Annotated in this window: 15 protein-coding genes; 13 read left to right on the forward strand and 2 right to left on the reverse strand. The window is 60.3% G+C overall.

The annotated features are described in order from the left end of the window. Positions 1–21 precede the first annotated feature (21 nt). The 11 genes from radA to mtaB all read left to right on the forward strand — a co-directional run bounded on the left by radA (position 22) and on the right by mtaB (position 10,053). Positions 22–1,395, forward strand: a complete 1,374-nt coding sequence (gene radA / locus QZ177_RS00990) for a DNA repair protein RadA (RefSeq protein ID WP_294175175.1) — start codon at positions 22–24, stop codon at positions 1,393–1,395. A 354-nt stretch (positions 1,396–1,749) separates the two neighbouring features. Continuing rightward, positions 1,750–2,529: a basic amino acid ABC transporter substrate-binding protein gene (locus QZ177_RS00995; protein ID WP_265071047.1), complete on the forward strand. Its 780-nt coding sequence runs from the start codon at positions 1,750–1,752 to the stop codon at positions 2,527–2,529. A 21-nt stretch (positions 2,530–2,550) separates the two neighbouring features. After that, positions 2,551–3,216 (forward strand): amino acid ABC transporter permease, encoded by a 666-nt coding sequence (locus tag QZ177_RS01000; protein ID WP_009645567.1) that lies wholly within the window; start codon positions 2,551–2,553, stop codon positions 3,214–3,216. After that, positions 3,203–3,919, forward strand: coding sequence for an amino acid ABC transporter ATP-binding protein (locus QZ177_RS01005; protein WP_006193416.1), 717 nt, complete (start codon positions 3,203–3,205; stop codon positions 3,917–3,919). Before QZ177_RS01000 ends, QZ177_RS01005 begins: the two co-directional genes overlap by 14 nt. A 180-nt stretch (positions 3,920–4,099) precedes the next feature. After that, positions 4,100–4,441 (forward strand): 50S ribosomal protein L19, encoded by a 342-nt coding sequence (gene rplS, locus QZ177_RS01010; RefSeq protein ID WP_009645557.1) that lies wholly within the window; start codon positions 4,100–4,102, stop codon positions 4,439–4,441. An 83-nt stretch (positions 4,442–4,524) separates the two neighbouring features. After that, positions 4,525–5,046, forward strand: a complete 522-nt coding sequence (gene lepB / locus QZ177_RS01015) for a signal peptidase I (protein ID WP_009645545.1) — start codon at positions 4,525–4,527, stop codon at positions 5,044–5,046. A gap of 27 nt (positions 5,047–5,073) precedes the next feature. Further along, positions 5,074–5,346, forward strand: coding sequence for a GNAT family N-acetyltransferase (locus QZ177_RS01020; protein WP_294175178.1), 273 nt, complete (start codon positions 5,074–5,076; stop codon positions 5,344–5,346). 249 nt (positions 5,347–5,595) lie between these two features. Beyond that, entirely contained in the window at positions 5,596–6,930 is a 1,335-nt protein-coding gene (locus QZ177_RS01025) for a lipase family protein (RefSeq protein ID WP_294175179.1), read from the forward strand. Positions 6,931–7,071: 141 nt separating this feature from the next. Continuing rightward, positions 7,072–8,034 carry a 50S ribosomal protein L11 methyltransferase gene (prmA, locus tag QZ177_RS01030; RefSeq protein WP_294175181.1) on the forward strand — a complete coding sequence of 321 codons (963 nt, stop codon included), beginning with the start codon at positions 7,072–7,074 and terminating at the stop codon, positions 8,032–8,034. Next, positions 8,031–8,816: a 16S rRNA (uracil(1498)-N(3))-methyltransferase gene (locus QZ177_RS01035; RefSeq protein ID WP_294175182.1), complete on the forward strand. Its 786-nt coding sequence runs from the start codon at positions 8,031–8,033 to the stop codon at positions 8,814–8,816. Before prmA ends, QZ177_RS01035 begins: the two co-directional genes overlap by 4 nt. After that, entirely contained in the window at positions 8,767–10,053 is a 1,287-nt protein-coding gene (gene mtaB / locus QZ177_RS01040) for a tRNA (N(6)-L-threonylcarbamoyladenosine(37)-C(2))-methylthiotransferase MtaB (RefSeq protein ID WP_294175184.1), read from the forward strand. The genes QZ177_RS01035 and mtaB overlap by 50 nt, the downstream gene beginning before the upstream one ends. Positions 10,054–10,162: 109 nt before the next feature. On the opposite strand, the gene QZ177_RS01045 is transcribed toward mtaB, so the two are convergent. After that, positions 10,163–11,029 carry a beta-carotene 15,15'-monooxygenase gene (locus QZ177_RS01045; protein ID WP_294175185.1) on the reverse strand — a complete coding sequence of 289 codons (867 nt, stop codon included), beginning with the start codon at positions 11,027–11,029 and terminating at the stop codon, positions 10,163–10,165. Further along, on the reverse strand, positions 11,022–12,413 hold the full coding sequence (locus QZ177_RS01050; protein WP_294175186.1) for an ATP-binding protein: 1,392 nt from the start codon (positions 12,411–12,413) through the stop codon (positions 11,022–11,024). Before QZ177_RS01050 ends, QZ177_RS01045 begins: the two co-directional genes overlap by 8 nt. A 357-nt stretch (positions 12,414–12,770) precedes the next feature. Between QZ177_RS01050 and QZ177_RS01055 the strand changes: the two genes are divergently transcribed. Beyond that, entirely contained in the window at positions 12,771–16,526 is a 3,756-nt protein-coding gene (locus QZ177_RS01055) for a YDG domain-containing protein (RefSeq protein WP_294175187.1), read from the forward strand. Between the two features lie 105 nt (positions 16,527–16,631). Next, the coding region (locus QZ177_RS01060) for a hypothetical protein (RefSeq protein ID WP_294175189.1) at positions 16,632–16,956 on the forward strand (325 nt) is incomplete at its 3' end.

A 16,956-nucleotide genomic window follows, 5' to 3' on the forward strand; every position in this document is an offset into this window, starting at 1 on the left:
GCGCGGAAAGGCGGAATGAATTTGGCGAAGAAGAAAAAGACGGCGTTCGTCTGTCAGGCGTGCGGCTACGATACGTCCAAGTGGGTGGGAAAGTGCCCGGGCTGCGGCGCGTGGAACACGCTCGTCGAGGAGACGGTCGCGCCTGAATCGGCTGAGGGCGGTCTGCGCCTCGGGCTTTCCGACGGCGCGCGTCCCGTCGCTGTCGGCGATGTCGCAGTCGAGGACATGCCGCGTTTCTTGACGGGATCGGGAGAGCTTGACCGCGTCTTGGGCGGCGGCGTGATTCCCGGCTCGATGGTCTTGATCGTCGGCGATCCGGGCGTCGGCAAGTCGAGCCTCACACTTCGCGTGGCGGCTGAGATCGCACGGGGAGGAAAGCGCGTGCTCTATGTGACGGGCGAGGAGAGCACGCGCCAGGTGCGCATGCGGGCTGACCGCCTCGGTGCGATTGCCGACGATCTCTTCGTCGTCAGCGAGACGAACCTTGAGCGCATCACAGTGCACATCGAGACGGTCAAGCCGGAACTTCTCGTCATCGACTCTATCCAGACGATCTTTCGCCCCGATGTGACGAGTGCGCCGGGCAGCGTCAGCCAGGTGCGCGAGTGCAGCGTCGAGCTTCTGCGCCTTGCGAAGACGTATGGCATCGCCGCCTTTGTCGTCGGTCATGTCACGAAAGACGGCACGCTCGCGGGGCCGCGCGTCCTTGAGCACATCGTCGATACCGTGCTCTACTTTGAGGGCGAGCGAAACGCGCAGTTTCGCATCCTGCGCGCCGTCAAGAATCGCTTCGGCAGCACGAACGAGCTTGGCCTCTTCGAGATGTGCGACACGGGGCTTGCCGACGTGCCCGACGCTTCGAAGCTCTTTCTGTCCGACCGCGAGCCGGACAGCGGCACGGTCGTCGTGCCGACGGTCGAGGGAACGCGCCCCCTTCTCGTCGAGATTCAATCGCTTGTCGCCGAGACGCCTTACATGCCGCCGAGGCGCACGGCGGACTCGGTCGACGTCAAGCGCATCCAGCTTCTCTTGGCCGTCCTCGAAAAGCGCGTCAAGCTTCCCATCGGCGCATGCGACGTCTACGTCAAGGTCGCGGGCGGCATCAAGATCGACGAGCCTGCCGCAGACCTCGGCCTGTGCGTCGCCATGGCGTCGTCGCTCGCCAACCGCCTCGTGCGTCCGAAGGCGATCGTCTTCGGCGAAGTCGGCCTGTCGGGTGAGATCCGTGCCGTCAGCCAGGCCGACGTGCGCTTGAAGGAAGCCGCCAAGCTCGGCTTTCGCGCCGCCATCCTGCCGCAGAAGAACGCCGAGCGCCTCAAGAACATAAAGGGCATCGACCTCTTCAGCGCGGCGACGCTCGCGGAAGCATTGCGTCTCGCCATGCCGAGGGAGTGAATAGGGAAAAGACTTCCACTTAAATTGTTTGCAGGCAGTACAATCTGTGTTATAATGTTACACGATGCGAGAGAGCTCGGGTCATCCCGAGCTTCTTTATGTTGCTTTTACCATGAAAATCCAAGAGGTCAAGCCCGGAGGGCGCAGAGCGAGTGGCTTTTTCATGTAAGGGCGGCGCACAATGTCCACGAAGTGGACGTTTGTGCGTGTAGTTTACCATGAAACCCCAAGAGGTCAAGCCGAAGGCGCAGATCGATTGGCTAGGTTTCTGTAAGGGCGGCGCACAATGTCCACGAAGTGGACGTTTGTGCGTGTAGTTCATAGAGTGTTTATTTTTAGGAGGGAGATTCTTTCATGAAGATGAAGAAAATGCTGCTCGGCGCTGTCGGACTTCTGGCTGCGGCTTCTTTCGCCGTTGCGGGCTGCGGCGGCTCGGGGGATTCGGGTTCGGCGTCGAAGACGCTGCGCGTTGGCACGAATGCGGACTTCGCGCCTTTCGAATTCCAAGGTGAGAACGGCAAGGAGTACGAGGGTTTCGACATGGATCTCGCGCGTGCCGTGGCAGAAGAGATGGGCATGACGGCGGAGATCCAGAACATCAATTTTGACGGCTTGATTCCGGCACTCGTGTCGAAGAACATCGACATCGCGATCTCGGGCATGACGATCAACGACGAGCGCAAGAAGAACGTGCTCTTCTCGGAGCCTTACTATCAGTCGGGTCTGACGATCGTCGTCAAGAAGGACAACACAGACATCAACGGCTTCAAGGATCTCGCGGGCAAGACGGTCGCCGTGCAGATCGGCACGACGAGTGCGAAGGAAGTCAAGAAGAATCCGGACATCCAGGTCAAGGAGCTGAACAGCTCGGCAGACACCTTCCTTGAGCTGAAGGCGGGCGGCGTGCAGGCTGTCGTCAACGATCGCCCGGTCAACGACTATTACATCGCCAAGAGCGGCGAGAAGGACGTGCGCGTCGTCAACGAGCTTCTGACCTCCGAGGACTACGGCATCGCCATGGCGAAGGACAATCAGGAACTGCAGAAGAAGGTCGACGAAGCCTTGAAGAAGCTCAAGGAAAATGGCAAGTACGACGAGATTTACAAGAAGTGGTTCGGGCAGAAGGCCGAGTGAGGACAGTCGTGAGGTGCAGGCATGAATTTTGATTTCGATCTGGCGGTGAGCTCTTTCCCCGTCCTGCTCATCGGCGCACTTGTGACGATAAAGATCACGGCGATTTCCGTCGCGCTCGGCGTCGTCATCGGCCTCGTCGTCGGCGTGGCGCGCATCTCGCAGGTCAAGCCGCTGCGCCTTCTGGCGATGGCGTACATTGACTTTCTGCGCGGCACGCCGCTCCTGGTGCAGATCTTTTTGATCTACTTCGCACTTCCCGTCATCTCGGGGCAGCGCGTCGACCCGTTCTTCGCGGCGATCACGGCGTGCAGCATCAACAGCGGCGCCTATGTCGCCGAGATCTTCCGCTCGGGCATCCAGTCGATCGACAAGGGGCAGATGGAAGCGGGGCGCTCCCTAGGCATGACGTGGCTGCAGACGATGTGGCACATCATCCTGCCGCAGGCGGTCAAGCGCGTCATACCGCAGATCGGCAACGAGTTCATCGCACTTTTGAAGGATTCGTCGCTCGTCTCGGTCATCGGCTTTGAAGAACTGACGCGAAGCGGCCAGCTCATCATTGCCCGCACCTACGGCTCACTGGAAATCTGGCCTTGCGTCGCCATCATTTATCTCGTGATGACGCTTTCCATCTCGCAGCTCGTGGCCTATCTCGAACGGAGGTTCAGAACCGATGATAAGCATTAAAGGGCTTTACAAGGCATTCGGCGACAACCTCGTCCTGAAAGGCATTGACCTCGAAGTCGCGGACAAGGAGGTCGTCGTCATCATAGGGCCGTCCGGCTCGGGCAAGTCGACGCTCCTGCGCTCGATCAACTACCTCGATGTGCCGTCCAAGGGAAAGATCTCCATCGACGGCAAGGAGCTTTCCGCAGCCGACATCAATCGCGTGCGCGCCGAGGTCGGCATGGTGTTCCAGCGATTTAACCTCTTTCCGCACATGACGGTTCTGGACAACATCACGCTTGCGCCGCGCAAGGTCAGAAAGACCGCACGCGAAGAGGCGGAAAAAGATGCGCGTATGCTCCTGGAGAAAGTCGGCCTGGCAGACAAGGCGGAGGCCTATCCCGAGCAGCTTTCGGGCGGTCAGCAACAGCGTGTCGCCATCGCGCGTGCGCTCGCGATGAAGCCGCGCCTCATGCTCTTCGATGAGCCGACGAGCGCTCTCGATCCCGAGATGGTCAAGGAGGTCTTGGACGTCATGCGCTCCCTGGCCGCCGAGGGCATGACGATGGTCATCGTCACGCACGAGATGGGCTTTGCGCGTGAAGTCGGCGACCGCCTGCTCTTCGTTGACGACGGGCGGATCATCGAGCAGGGCGTACCGAAAGAAGTGTTCGAGCATCCGAAAGAAGAGCGGACGAAAAACTTCCTGTCGAAGGTGCTCTGAGGCGTCGTGCGTCGTGAAGAAGTGCGAGAAGCGATGCAGCGACAGTATCCTGCGAAAAAAACTTCTTGCAGAAGTGGTTGAAATTGCCCGCTTTTTGTGATAAAATAGGCGAGCATACGGGCGGTCCTCTGGGGGAGAAAAGGCTCTCTTACGAACGTCTGAGATTAAGGAGGAAAACAAATGAACATCATTCAGGCTTTGGAGCAGGAACAGCTGCGCTCCGACATCCCCGAGTTCGCTCCTGGCGATACGGTGCGCGTGCACGTCAAGGTCGTCGAGGGAACGCGTGAGCGCATCCAGGCGTTCGAGGGCGTCGTCATCGCGCGCTCGGGTACGGGCGTTCGCGAGACGTTCACCGTGCGCCGCATTTCCTACGGCGTCGGTGTCGAGCGTACTTTCCCGGTACATTCGCCGCGTCTTGACAAGATCCAGCTCATGCGCCGCGGCATTGTGCGCCGTGCGAAGCTCTATTACCTGCGCAACCTTACGGGTAAGGCAGCTCGCATTCGCGAGAAGCGCTGAAGCACATCATGGGGACTGCCTTGGGGAATGCCAGCTGGGCATTTTCCTTTCGCAGTCCCTATTTCCTTTTCAGGAGGTATTTTATGAGTTCGTTGGGAGAAGAAGTCAAGGATTGGCTCGTAGCGATCGTCGTCGCCGTCGTGCTCGCCTTCATCATCCGCCAGTTTATCGTGGAGCTTTATGTCGTGGACGGCCCGTCCATGCGGCCGACCCTGCAGTCACGCGAGCGCCTCGTCGTCAACAAGTTCATTTACCGCATGAGGGAGCCGGAGCGCAATGAAATCATCGTCTTCCGCTATCCGCGCGACCCGAGCCGCGACTTCATCAAGCGTGTGATCGCCGTGCCCGGTGACACGATCGAGATCAAGGATGGCAAGGTGTTTTTGAATCAGCAGCTGTTGAACGAGGACTACATCCTCGAAAAGACACTGACGAACTACCCGCTGTCGACGGTGCCCGCTGGGCACATCTTCGTCATGGGAGACAACCGCAACAATTCCGAGGACAGCCGCTTCGCCGACGTCGGCTTCGTCCCCTACGATCTCATCAAGGGCAAGGCGATGGTCGTGTTCTGGCCAGTCGCCGAGGCGAAGTCCCTGCCTTGAGGATTGCTCTTGCATAAGGAGGCAGACATGGATTTTCAGACGGAAGGAAACAGCATCGTATACAAGAGTGCGGATGGCGTCGTGCTCGCCCGCGCGGATTTTTCGGAAGCAGCGCCGGGAGTCTACGATATTTTCCATACGGAAGTTGACGCCTCGTTGCAGGGGCAGGGCATCGCGGGCAACCTTGTCGCGAGAACCGTCGCGGAAATCGAGAGGCGCGGCGGAAAGACTATGGAAGATGCTTCGTGCTCGTATGCGGCAGCCTGGTTGAAGCGACATGCAGAAAAAGGCGCATCGTGATAATCGGGCGGATGCTCCTGCACTATGATTGCCGAGGGGAAAATCAATAAGAGTCGTTCTTAATGCGGCTTCTATTGATTTTACCATGAAGCCCCAAGAGGTCAAGCCGAAGGTGCAGACCGATTGGCTAGGCTTCTGTAAGGGCGGCGCACAATGTCCACGAAGTGGACGTTTGTGCGTGTAGTTTCCTCTCTTTTTATCATACACTTTCCCAAAAGGAGCGAACATTTTGTCGGGGGAGGGGTTGAGATGGAACGAAAGAATTTTGCAGAGCGGCGATTCCTGCCCTTGGTTTCGGCGCTGCTTTTCTTTTGCCTTGCATTCTTGCCGCTGTCGGCCTCAGCGCAGGAAGAGCCGGAGATCGACCTGCTTGCCGCGCTCGTTTCTTCCGCCTCCTATTCCGATGACGGCGCTCTCCTTGTGCGCAGCTGGCTCAAGGAGACAGCCTGGGATTTTCAGAGCCGCAGCACGTCGACGCGAGCTGCAGAGGGGCGTGTCCATCTGGCACGAAAGACTCTTGCAGACGGCAGGCGCATCGCCGTGCTTTCCTTCCCCGGCACGGAGAACAAGAAGGACATCGAGGTCGATCTGCGCCTTTCTGCCGTTCCCTTTGGCGGAACCACTCCGGCAGAGTTCACTGCCGTTGCAGCCGGAAGCGACGCCCGAGATCTGCCGCACGTCCACAAGGGATTCAACGATTTCGTCATGGCGGCGCTCTTTACGGAGGAGATGCCGGAGTTCGGCAATCGGACGGCGGGAGAAGCGCTGGCAGATGAGCTCAAGGAGCATCCGGAAGAAGTGCTCTATCTGACGGGGCACAGTCTCGGCGGTGCGGCCTCCCTCGTGACGGCGGCGCGCCTTGCTGATCTCGGTGTGCCCTCGGAGCAGCTTCAGGTCGTCACGTTCGGCGCACCTGCTGTCGGCGACGAAAAGTTTGCACGGCTCTACGAAACGAAGCTTCATTTCACGCGCATCGTCATGAAGGCCGATCCCGTTGCCGCCATCCTGCAGTCTTTGGGAAAGGGCTTCGTGCAATTCGGCGAGAAGATCGTCTGGAAGCCGCGGACGCGCGAGGATCGCTTCCATCATGAGATGGCGCTCTATTTCGACGAGGCGCTGCGCTGCTACTATGATGCGGTGCAGACGGATTCGCCGCATGAACTGTTTTGCGGCACGCCGCAGGAGCTTGCGGGCGGCCTTTACGTCGCGGCGCCGTCCTTTGACCTGCCCGAGGCGCTCGCACAGGATGCTCCGTACATCGAGCGCGCCGTGCACGATGCGCTCGATATACGCTATGCGCCGATGGTCTTTTCCGCGCAAGGCGGGAGACAGGAATCGCTTTTTGCCGCCGCACGCGCCGCCGGCTGCAAGTACGTCCTCGTCGAGCATTTTTCGGGCAATCTGCTGCGCGAAAGGCATGGCAGTTTCCGCCTGACACTTGAAGAGGAACTTTACACGAGCGACGGACGGCTGCTGTCTCTGGAATCGCGCAGCACGAACACGGGCGATCTGCCTGCGATCGAGGCGTTTCTCTATCTCATGTACAAGGGAAGCGAGACGCGCGATGCGGCTCTGGGGTTGTAAGGAATCACGGATAAATTCAGCCGCCCATCTGCGCTTTCCTCTCGTCGTCGACAAATTCTCGATGCAGCACTGCATGTCCCTCGCCTTCGGGCGGGGGCTTTTTCTTGCGCGCAGGGGCTTGTTATTGTATGATGGTAACGAATGAGAAAGGAGCGATGCTTTTTGCAGTGGGCGGAAGTGAGCGTGGATACGTCGCACGAGGCGACGGATCTTGTGTCGGAAATCTTGCAGGAATTGGGCGCTGCGGGCGTGGTCATCGAAGATCCGGCGCTCTTGAACGAATACATTCGTTCGGGACTCTGGGACTATACGGATCTCAAGGAGAGCGAGGAGACGGAGGTCGTGCGCGTCAAGGCGTACTGGGCGCTCGACGAGGAGCTTGAGGGAAAGCTGCAGCATCTTGCCGTGCGGCTGGACGGCTTGGCGTCCAACGGAATCGACAAGGGCGCGGGCGCGGTTTCGTGGAAGGCGGTTGCCGACGAGGATTGGGCCGAGACGTGGAAGGAGTTCTTCCATACGGAAAAAATTGGCGCGCGCACCGTCATCAAGCCGACGTGGGAAGAATACGAAGCCAAGGCGGGAGAAATCGTCGTGGAGCTTGATCCGGGCGCGGCATTCGGCACGGGTCAGCACGCGACGACGTCCCTGTGCATCCGCGCGCTCGAAGACCTCGTTCGGCCGGGCATGACGGTGTTCGACGTCGGCACGGGTTCGGGCGTGCTCGCCATCGTCGCGGCGAAGCTCGGCGCAAAGAGTGTCGAAGCCGTGGACTTCGACCCTGTCGCCGTGCGCGTCGCCCGCGAAAACGTGCGCCAGAACGACGCAGAGGACGTCGTGCGCACGGAGCGGAGCGATCTTCTAAAGAGCGTTGCGGGCGAGGCGGATCTCATCATTGCGAACATCATCGCCGACATCATCGTGCGCCTTTTCGGCGAGGTGAAGGAATCTCTGGCGGCGGGCGGCACGATGCTCTTGTCGGGCATCATCGAGGATCGTCTGGCGGATGTCGTGGAAGCCGCAGGTCAGCATGGTTTTTCCGTTGAGAAGATCGAGCAGGAAAAGGGTTGGGCGGCCATCATCGTCAAAGGGGGCGGAGCGCGATGAGGCGCGTCTTTCTCGAAGGCGAGATTGCGGACACGATGGAAGTGCGGGGCGCGGACGCGCACCATCTGCAGCGCGTCATGCGCGCCAAGCTTGGCGAGAATCTCCTCGTTGCCGATGGTGCGGGCGGCTCGGCCGAGGCTGAGGTCGCGGGCTTCGCAGATGGCAGGGTGCAGCTTCGACTTGTCCGGCGACTGTCGGAAGCGGCGGAATCGCAGGCGGAAATCGAGCTTTTCCAGTGCCTGCCCAAGGGCGATCGCATGGACTTCATCGTGCAGAAGGCGACGGAGCTGGGCGTCGCGTGCATCCGTCCCGTGCTCAGTCAGAACGTCGTCGTGCGCTACGACGAAAAGAAGGCGCGTGCACGCGTGGAGCGCTGGCAGAAGATCGCAGCGGAGGCGGCGAAGCAGTGCGGGCGCACGCGCATTCCCGAGGTGATGCCGATCGTGCCCCTTCGCGCGGCGATGGAAGGGCAGGGGGCAGCGGAATATGCCCTGCGCCTTTTTTTCTACGAGATGGAAGAGCGGCGGGAACTGCGCACGGTTCTTTCGGATTCAGAAGCGCGGCGCATCTTCATGCTCGTTGGGCCGGAGGGCGGCTTCGATGAGGCGGAGGCGCAGCTTGCAGTCGCGCACGGCTTTTCTGCCGTGACGCTTGGTCGGCGCATCCTGCGCGTCGATACGGCGGCGATCGTCGCGCTCGCGCTCGTGCAGTATGAAAAAGGAGATTTAGGTTTTGCCAAAAGCAGCATTGACGACCTTGGGCTGCAAGGTCAACCAGTTTGAAACGGAGACGATGGAGGGGCTTTTCCGGCAGCGCGGCTACTCCATTGTCCCCTTCGACGAGGCGGCGGACGTCTACGTCATCAATACATGCTCGGTCACGAGTCTCGGCGAGAAGAAATCGCGCCAGCTCATCCGCCGTGCGCGCCGCCTGAACGAGCGAGCCGTCATCGCCGTGACGGGCTGCTATGCGCAGGTCGCACCCGAGGAGATCCGCGCGATCGAGGGCGTGCGCGTCGTGCTTGGCACGAAGGAGCGTGCGGCGATTGTCGATCACGTGGAGCGAGCGGCGCGCGAGGCGGGCGTCTTCGACGGCACGGGCGACATCATGCACGCCTCCGAGTTCGAGGACATCCCGCTCTTCGGTGCGCCCGCGAGAACGCGTGCTTTTCTGAAAATTGAGGAGGGCTGCGAGAATTTCTGCTCGTTTTGCATCATTCCCTACGCGCGCGGCCCCGTGCGCTCGCGCCTCTTGAAGAGCGTGCGGCGCGAGGCGGCGAAGCTCCTCGCCATGGGCTTCAAGGAAATCGTCCTGACGGGCATCCACCTCGGCTGCTATGGGCGCGACCTCGGCGATGTGACGCTTGCCGACGCCGTGCGCGCTGTTCTTTCCCTGCCGGGACTCAAGCGTCTGCGCCTCGGCTCTTTGGAGTCGATCGAGCTGTCGGACGATCTGCTCGCACTCCTCGCGCAGGAGGAGCGCTTCGCCGGGCATCTTCATCTGCCGCTGCAGGCGGGATCGGATGAAGTGCTTCGCGCGATGAACCGTCACTACGATACGGCGAAGTTCGCCGCGCTCATCGAACGCGTCGAATGTGCCGTGCCCGGCATCGCCATCTCGACGGACATCATCGTGGGCTTTCCGGGCGAAACGCAGGAGCTCTTCGAGGAAAGCCTTGCTTTCGTCGAGCGCATGAACTTCGCACGCATGCATGTATTCCCCTACTCGCCGCGCCGAGGCACGCCGGCGGCCGCGTTTGCCGCGCAGGTTCCCGAGGCGGAGAAGAAGGAGCGTGTGCATCGCATGCAGGCGCTCGCCGCAAAGAAGAGCGAGGCGTTTCACGCCGCCTTTCTCGGCACAGAGATGCCCGTTCTCTTCGAGACGGAGCGCGAGGGCGTCACGGACGGACTTACGGCGAACTACATCCGCGTCTATACGGATGCGCCCGTTCGGACGGGAGACATCCATGCGATGCGCCTCGTGCGCCTTTATCGCGACGGCGTTTGGGGCGAGATCTGAAAGTTTACCATGAAGCCCCAAGAGGTCAAGCCGAAGGTGCAGACCGATTGGCTAGGCTTCTGTAAGGGCGGCGCACAATGTCCACAAGGTGGACGTTTGTGCGTGTAGCTTACTTGCCTTCCTCTGATTTTTGCTCTGCGAACTGCTCGGCGAGATCGTCGAGATACGCTTTCAGGCGCTCGCGGCTCTCCTCATGCGCGAGCTGCGCGATCATCGTCATGTGGTGTCTGAGGTCGTGGCGCATGCGGCGCGAGCTGCGCCAGAGGTCGAGCATCGTCTGATAGTGCGCCTCTTCGGACATGCGAATCATCTGCTCATGAAGCTGCTGCTGATGCAGTGCATTTCCCTCCTCTGCATAGCGCGTGAGGAGGGTGGACACGCGCAGATATTGGACGAGAGCGAGCGGGAGCAAGAGCCGCGCAGCGAGGATCGTCGGCTGCACCGACGTATTCGCCGGGTCGGCGGCGACGGCGAGCGCGACGAGAATCACCTCGTAGCCGCTGAGATAGAGCCAGAGCCGCCGATCATCAACGGACAGCATCGGCATGAGCAAGTGGCGGATCGTATGCAGTGCGGCGGGCAGGACGAGGAGAAACATCATGGGGATGAGCAGGCATTTCCATAGCCCCGGAGGCAGTCCTGCGCCAAAGAAATGCTCCGTCATCGTGCCGAGCGTTCCCGCAAGCATCAGCAGCGGATAGACGAGCAGGGCGATGGATATTACCCGCAGCGCCTGATCGCGGATCACGAGAAGCATATAGAAGAGAGCGAGCGGGCGGCAGAGAAGTGCGACGAGCGACATATCGAGCGGCAAGGACATCTGTGCGGCCTGTGTCAGCGCGAGCACGAGCATATAGCCGCAGACGACATAGATCCGCGCAAAGCGCAGCTGATCGTGAAAGACATAGAAAACGAGCAGGTCAAAGGGCGGAACGCACACGATCGTGTAGAGCAGCCGAATCTCTGCGTCAGTCATGATGTTTTGCCTCCCCGCAGCCGTCCGTACGCATCGGCGTGACGGCTGCCGCTCTGTTCTTTGTCGCCCGCAGCACGATGGACACCGCGAAGAGATCGTCCTCCGGTGAAATCTCCATCGTGCCGTCATAGCGTGCAAGACTCGTGCGGATGCTCTCCATGCCAATGCCGCGCTCTGCGTTGCCGCGCTTTGCAGAGAGCAGGTTGCCCGCCGCATCGTAGCGCAGCTCTCCGTCATAGCTGTTGTCCGCGGTCAGAAAGAGCGTGTCCCCTTGATGGACGAGTGCGAGCCGCAGGAGGCGCGGGGCATCGGGCGCGAGGCGTTCCAACGCCTCGGCGGCGTTGGCGAGCAGATTACCGAGGATCGCCGTCAGATCGAGCGGGTCAAGGGGATTTTCCGCGCCGATGTCGATGCGGTACTCCGGCTGCACGCCGAGCCGTGCAAAGATCGGCTGCCAATAGCCGATGAGAATATTTACCGTCTCATTCGCACAGACGGGTGCATAGCGCGTTTGAATTGCAGACGCAGCCGCGCCCATCAGTCGCTCGATGCCCGCAGCGTCCCCGCGTGCGAGCAGTTCCTGCGCCGCAGCGATCATCTCGGTGAACTGCGTGCGAAACGCGCGTGTCGTGCGAGCGTTTTCCTCCATCTGCGCCGTATTCTGCCGCGTGATCGCCGCCATCTCCGCCTCGCGTGCCACCTGTTCGCAGAGCGCACGCTGGCGCAGCCGCGCATTCATGGCATAGAGCGCCAGGCCGATGCAGCAGAAACCGCCGACCGCCCCGCTCAGACGAACGAAGAGCGCCGTATGTGTGCGCAGGTCATTGAACGGCGAGAGCAGAATCGTGAGCACGAGAATCAGCGTACCGAGCCACGCGAGCGGCGTCCATACCGCATCAAAGGAATCGTCCGCCAGGAGCGGCGCGGCAATCGTGCGTCCATAGTAGAGAAAAAGCGGCACAGCGATGGGGAGGCAGACAATCGTGCAAAGCCCCGAGAGCAGGAACGGCACATCAAAGAGCGGGTAGGCATCCTCTACGGCATAGATCACCGTCTGCATGGCGAACCAAATGAGCCCCGGAGGGATGAGGATGCAGATCTGCTTGCCGATCGGCACACGCGTCATCGCGAGCAGATAGAAGAAGATAAAAAAGAGAAAAGGAAAGGCGATGCGCCGCGAAAACACCGTGACCGCCTCGATCTGGATGACCGCCTCGATCCCCGTGAGCAGGAGCAGCCCTGCAATGATCGACAGCGGAGCAAAACGCAAATAGCGGCGAAAGATATAAAGACGGGTCAGATTGACGGGCAGGATGTGAACCGCCGTATAGAGCAGCGTTACCAGCGGTACGGCAAACGGATACTGCATGAGTTCGATCTTCATCGTACGACCTCCTCATCATATTCTAGGGAAATCCATGCGGATTTGCAAGCATGGATTTCCCTCTTTTGCGTTCATACCATACTTTCGGCGCTTGTGCCAACTTTTATTGCTATTTCGTATAAATGTGAGAAAATAATAGAGAAAAGGTCTTTGATCTTAACGAAGAATACTATATGGGACAAAGGAGCGTCGCACCTCTCTTGATCTCTGTCTGTGCCGCCGGCGACGGCGGCAAACAACGCACCTTCCGAGGTGTGCGAAGCCGATGAGTATAGAAGCAAAAATCCGTAAACACCTTGTGCAAATCGAAACATTGTTAAACGCAAGAAAGATTTCCCGACAGAAAGGATGAGTTAAATGAAACATCATCATGCAAAGCAGTTTTATCGCGCCATCGCCTGTGCCATCTTCGCGGGCGCACTCGCCGCGCCCTTTGCCGCGCAGACGGCGCATGCGCTGCCCATCGAGGGCGCGAACGCAGCGACGAACAAGACCGAGGCAGACATTTCCACGAGCGGCGCAGTCATGGACATCGTGGGCAAGACCGAGCACAACGTGCTCCGATGGGAGGACTTCTCCATCGAGCAGAACGAGAAGGTACGCTTCGACGGCGGCGCACAGACGCGCGACTATCTGAACCTCGTCACGGGCGAGGGCGCGTCGAACATCTACGGCACGATCGAGGGCGGCAGGAACGTCTACCTCGTGAACCCGCACGGCATCCTCTTCGCCGAGGGCTCTGAGGTCAATACGGGTGCGCTCTACCTCTCGACGGCGAATGTCGACACTGTTGCAAGCGCGGCGGGTACATCATGGGGGGGTAATAGTCCACTCTCGGCGGGCACGCAGTACGGCAATGTGCTGAATCTCGGCACGGTGCAGGCGAGCAAACTCTACATCGAGGGCAAGAACGTCAAAGTCCTCAACACGGATGACATACAGAACACAGACGGCACGGCGCTCACGGGGGCGAACGTCACCATCCGCAGCGCGGAAGCGCCGCATATCGGCTACGATGTCGGGAATCGAGCGACGGCGAACTTCGACGAGAGCGGCGGCTCTGTGTCGCATAGCTTCTATGACTATGCGAATCCGAACACCTCAAAATCTGCAAGTGGGCGCGGATGGGATGTAGCGAACCTTGGCGGTGCGGCGCATACGGACTATGACTATATGCGCGTGCATACCGTCTACGACCTGCAGAATATCAATGCGAAACGGGACGGCAGATACATCCTCGCGGGTGACATCGACGCGACGGCGACAACGCATTGGAACAGCGGCAAGGGCTTTGCGCCGCTTGGAAATGGGGCCAACGAATTTACGGGACGATTGGACGGCGCGGGACACACGCTGCGGGGGCTGTATATCAATCGTCAGTCTAGAATCAAGATCGGTCTGTTTGGCAGTGTCAAGGAGGCGACCATCGAAAATCTTTCCCTCCGGGATGGCAATGTGAAGGCGGGGGGGTATGTCGGCGGTATTGTAGGGGTGGCAGAGGAGGCTGTCATTCGGAACGTCTCGTATTCCGGAGCGGTCGCCGGAAGGGATGTGGTCGGCGGCATTGCGGGACTGGTGTTGGGCGGCAGCATTCAGAACGCATGGAATGCGGGGGAGGTCGAAGGGGATAGTACCGTCGGCGGCATTGCGGGACAGGTGAAAGAAGGCAGTATCTTTCAGAATGTCTGCAATACGGGCGCTATCACAGGGAATGTGGTTAAAAGCGGCGGCATTGCGGGATATATAGAGAACAGCAGGCTTCAGAATGTATGGAATGCGGGGACGGTCAGGGGGAGTCGGAAGGTCGGCGGCGTTGTGGGAGAGGCGAACGGCGGCAGCATTCGCCATGCCGTATCGAAGGCGGGCAGCGCAGGGCAGGCGGTCGGCGCATCGAGCAATGGGGCTGACGTGACGGATGTCAAGGTCGCTCCCGAGGCGGAGATGATGCAGGCGGCGACATACACGAGTTGGCAGGACGAGCACGGCAATGCCCTCGTTGCGACCGAGGGCGGCAAGGGAACGCCGTGGCGCATCTACGACGGCAAGACCACGCCCATGCTCACGGCTCTGATGAAGGGCACGAAGCGACTTGAGAAGACCTACGACGGCAAAACATTCGGGGACGGGGACACGCACATCCTTTCGGATACTGCCCTTGAGAAGAATGTCGGTACATACGATGCGAGCGGCATCTACAGTGATGCGTTCGGCTATGACCTCATTGGCAGCACATACAGGATTGCGCCGCGCGTGCTGACCATGAGCGGCGTCGCGGCGCAGACGAAGGTCTACGACGGCACGACCTCCGCAGACGCAGCGCAGTTCCACGCGGCGCTGAATAACGTCGTCGCGGGCGAGGAGAGCCTTGTGCAGGCGACCGCCACAGGTGCGGCATACAACAGCAAGGATGTCGCGTCGGCAAACGCGGTCAGCTACACGCTCGCCCTGCGCGGTACGGGCGCGGGGAACTATCGTATCGCGCCCGTGCAGGGAGCGGGCAGTATCACGGCGAAGCAGCTGAATCTCGCACTCATGGGCGGCGCACGCTTTGACAAGACGTACGATGGGAATGCAAACGTCACGCAGTCGCTCACGAAGGGGACGAACTATAGTCTCACGGGCTTTATCGGCACGGAGGGCGACCATCTCGCGCTTGCGTCCGCCACGGGCACATACACGGACAAGAATGTGGGCACGGGCAAAGCCGTGAACTTTACGGGGCTGACGCTCACGGGTACGGGCGCGGGGAACTATTCCCTCTCTGCGACCACCCTCACGGCAACGGGCGACATCGCAAGGAAGACGCTGACGCTCGAAGGGACGGCGAGCACGCAGTTCACCAAGATATACGACGGCAACGCGACCGTGACGCAGAACCTCGTGCGCGGTACGAACTATCGGCTTGCGGGCGTCGTCGAGGGCGAGGGCACGGACATTGTCACGCTGAACGAATCCGCCGCACAGGGCGCGTACGTGACAAAGGATGCACAGGCGGCGGGGACGCAGCAGAACGTCATATTTACGAACCTCGCGCTCACGGGTTCGGGCGCGGGCAACTATACGCTTGCGGCGAACAAGACCTTTGAGAACGCGGGCAGGATCACGCCGAGGGAGCTGAATCTCGCGCTCGCGGGCGGCACGCGCTTTGACAAGACGTACGATGGGAATGCGAACGTCGCGCAGTCTCTCACGAAGGGGACGAACTACAATCTCACAGGCTTTGTCACGGGCGAGGGCGCGGGCATCGAACTCTCTGCCGTCACAGGAAAATACGCCGACAAGAATGCCGCCAGAGATAAAGCCGTCACCTTTGACGGGTTGACGCTCACGGGCACGGGCGCGGGGAACTATGTGCTGAACAAGACCGCGCTCACGAGTACGGGAACGATCACGAAGCGTGCTCTGACCCTCGGCACAGTCACGGCGCAGACAAAGACCTACGACGGTACGAGAGCCGCAGACACAGCGAAGTTCCACGCGGCACTGAACAATGCCGTCGCGGGCGACAGCGTAACAGCCGCCGCCACAGGTGCAACCTACAACGATAAGAACGTCGCCGGAGCAAGCAGGATCAACTATACGGGTGTCGACCTCGCGGGTGCGGATGCGGGGAATTACACGCTCGCCGCGACGACGGCACAGGGGGCGGGTACGATCACGCACCGTACGCTGACCCTCACCGCCGCACCGCACAGCATCGTGCAGGGCGAGCCGCTGCCATCCTTTACGGGACGTGCGGAAGGCTTCGCCGACGGTGAAGATGCAGCCGTACTTGGTGCGGGCGACTTGATGTTTGAGAGTGCGGTGAAGGATACCGAAACGCCCGGCAGCTACGGTGTCACAGGGCGCGTCGGCGGCGTCACGGACGGCGTCCTCGGCAACTACCGCATCGTGCAGGCGGCGGGCAACGCGACTGCCTTCACCATCCATGCCGCAGCACTGCCGGGCGGACTTCTCGCCTCGCTCGTGCAGGACGCTGCCCCGCGCTTCGACTTCGGTTTCGGCGACACCGTCTACCTCTATGGCACTGCGCGTCCCATCCGTGCCGCAACGCTCGGACTCTATCGCTTCGATGCAAAGAATGATTTGGAAAACCGAGGTATGCACCTTTGACGTGCGTGCCGCCGATGAAAGCGACGGAAGACTTTCCGAGGAAGCGCTGAAATCCAGCATTTCCGAACATATAAGAAACCCGTCCAAAAGAAAGGACGAAGCAATATGAAAACATCATCGAACAAACAGCTGCGCCGCACCATCCTCTGCGCCATCTTTGCAGGCATCGTCGCCGCCCCCTTTGCCGCGCAGACGGCGTATGCGCTGCCCATCGAGGGCGCGAACGCCGCGACGAACGCAGGAGAGGCGAATATTTCAACGGGCGGCACGGTCATGGACATCGTTGGCAAGACCGAGCACAATATCCTCAAATGGGAGGACTTCTCCATCGACTCGGGCGAGAAGGTACGCTTCGATAACGGTACGCAGACAAAGGACTATCTGAACCTCGTCACGGGCGAGGGCGCGTCGAACATCTACGGCACGATCG

The organism is uncultured Selenomonas sp. (assembly GCA_905372355.1).
Lineage (GTDB): Bacteria > Bacillota > Negativicutes > Selenomonadales > Selenomonadaceae > Selenomonas.

Excerpts from the sequence above, each read along its gene's own strand:
- QZ177_RS00995 (WP_265071047.1), top strand. The coding sequence starts at position 1,750 with ATGAAGATGAAGAAAATGCTGCTCGGCGCTGTCGGACTTCTGGCTGCG.
- QZ177_RS01000 (WP_009645567.1), top strand. The coding sequence starts at position 2,551 with ATGAATTTTGATTTCGATCTGGCGGTGAGCTCTTTCCCCGTCCTGCTC.
- QZ177_RS01005 (WP_006193416.1), top strand. The coding sequence starts at position 3,203 with ATGATAAGCATTAAAGGGCTTTACAAGGCATTCGGCGACAACCTCGTC.
- rplS (WP_009645557.1), top strand. The coding sequence starts at position 4,100 with ATGAACATCATTCAGGCTTTGGAGCAGGAACAGCTGCGCTCCGACATC.
- lepB (WP_009645545.1), top strand. The coding sequence starts at position 4,525 with ATGAGTTCGTTGGGAGAAGAAGTCAAGGATTGGCTCGTAGCGATCGTC.
- QZ177_RS01020 (WP_294175178.1), top strand. The coding sequence starts at position 5,074 with ATGGATTTTCAGACGGAAGGAAACAGCATCGTATACAAGAGTGCGGAT.
- QZ177_RS01025 (WP_294175179.1), top strand. The coding sequence starts at position 5,596 with ATGGAACGAAAGAATTTTGCAGAGCGGCGATTCCTGCCCTTGGTTTCG.
- prmA (WP_294175181.1), top strand. The coding sequence starts at position 7,072 with ATGAGAAAGGAGCGATGCTTTTTGCAGTGGGCGGAAGTGAGCGTGGAT.
- QZ177_RS01035 (WP_294175182.1), top strand. The coding sequence starts at position 8,031 with ATGAGGCGCGTCTTTCTCGAAGGCGAGATTGCGGACACGATGGAAGTG.
- QZ177_RS01045 (WP_294175185.1), bottom strand. The coding sequence starts at position 11,029 with ATGACTGACGCAGAGATTCGGCTGCTCTACACGATCGTGTGCGTTCCG.
- QZ177_RS01050 (WP_294175186.1), bottom strand. The coding sequence starts at position 12,413 with ATGAAGATCGAACTCATGCAGTATCCGTTTGCCGTACCGCTGGTAACG.
- QZ177_RS01055 (WP_294175187.1), top strand. The coding sequence starts at position 12,771 with ATGAAACATCATCATGCAAAGCAGTTTTATCGCGCCATCGCCTGTGCC.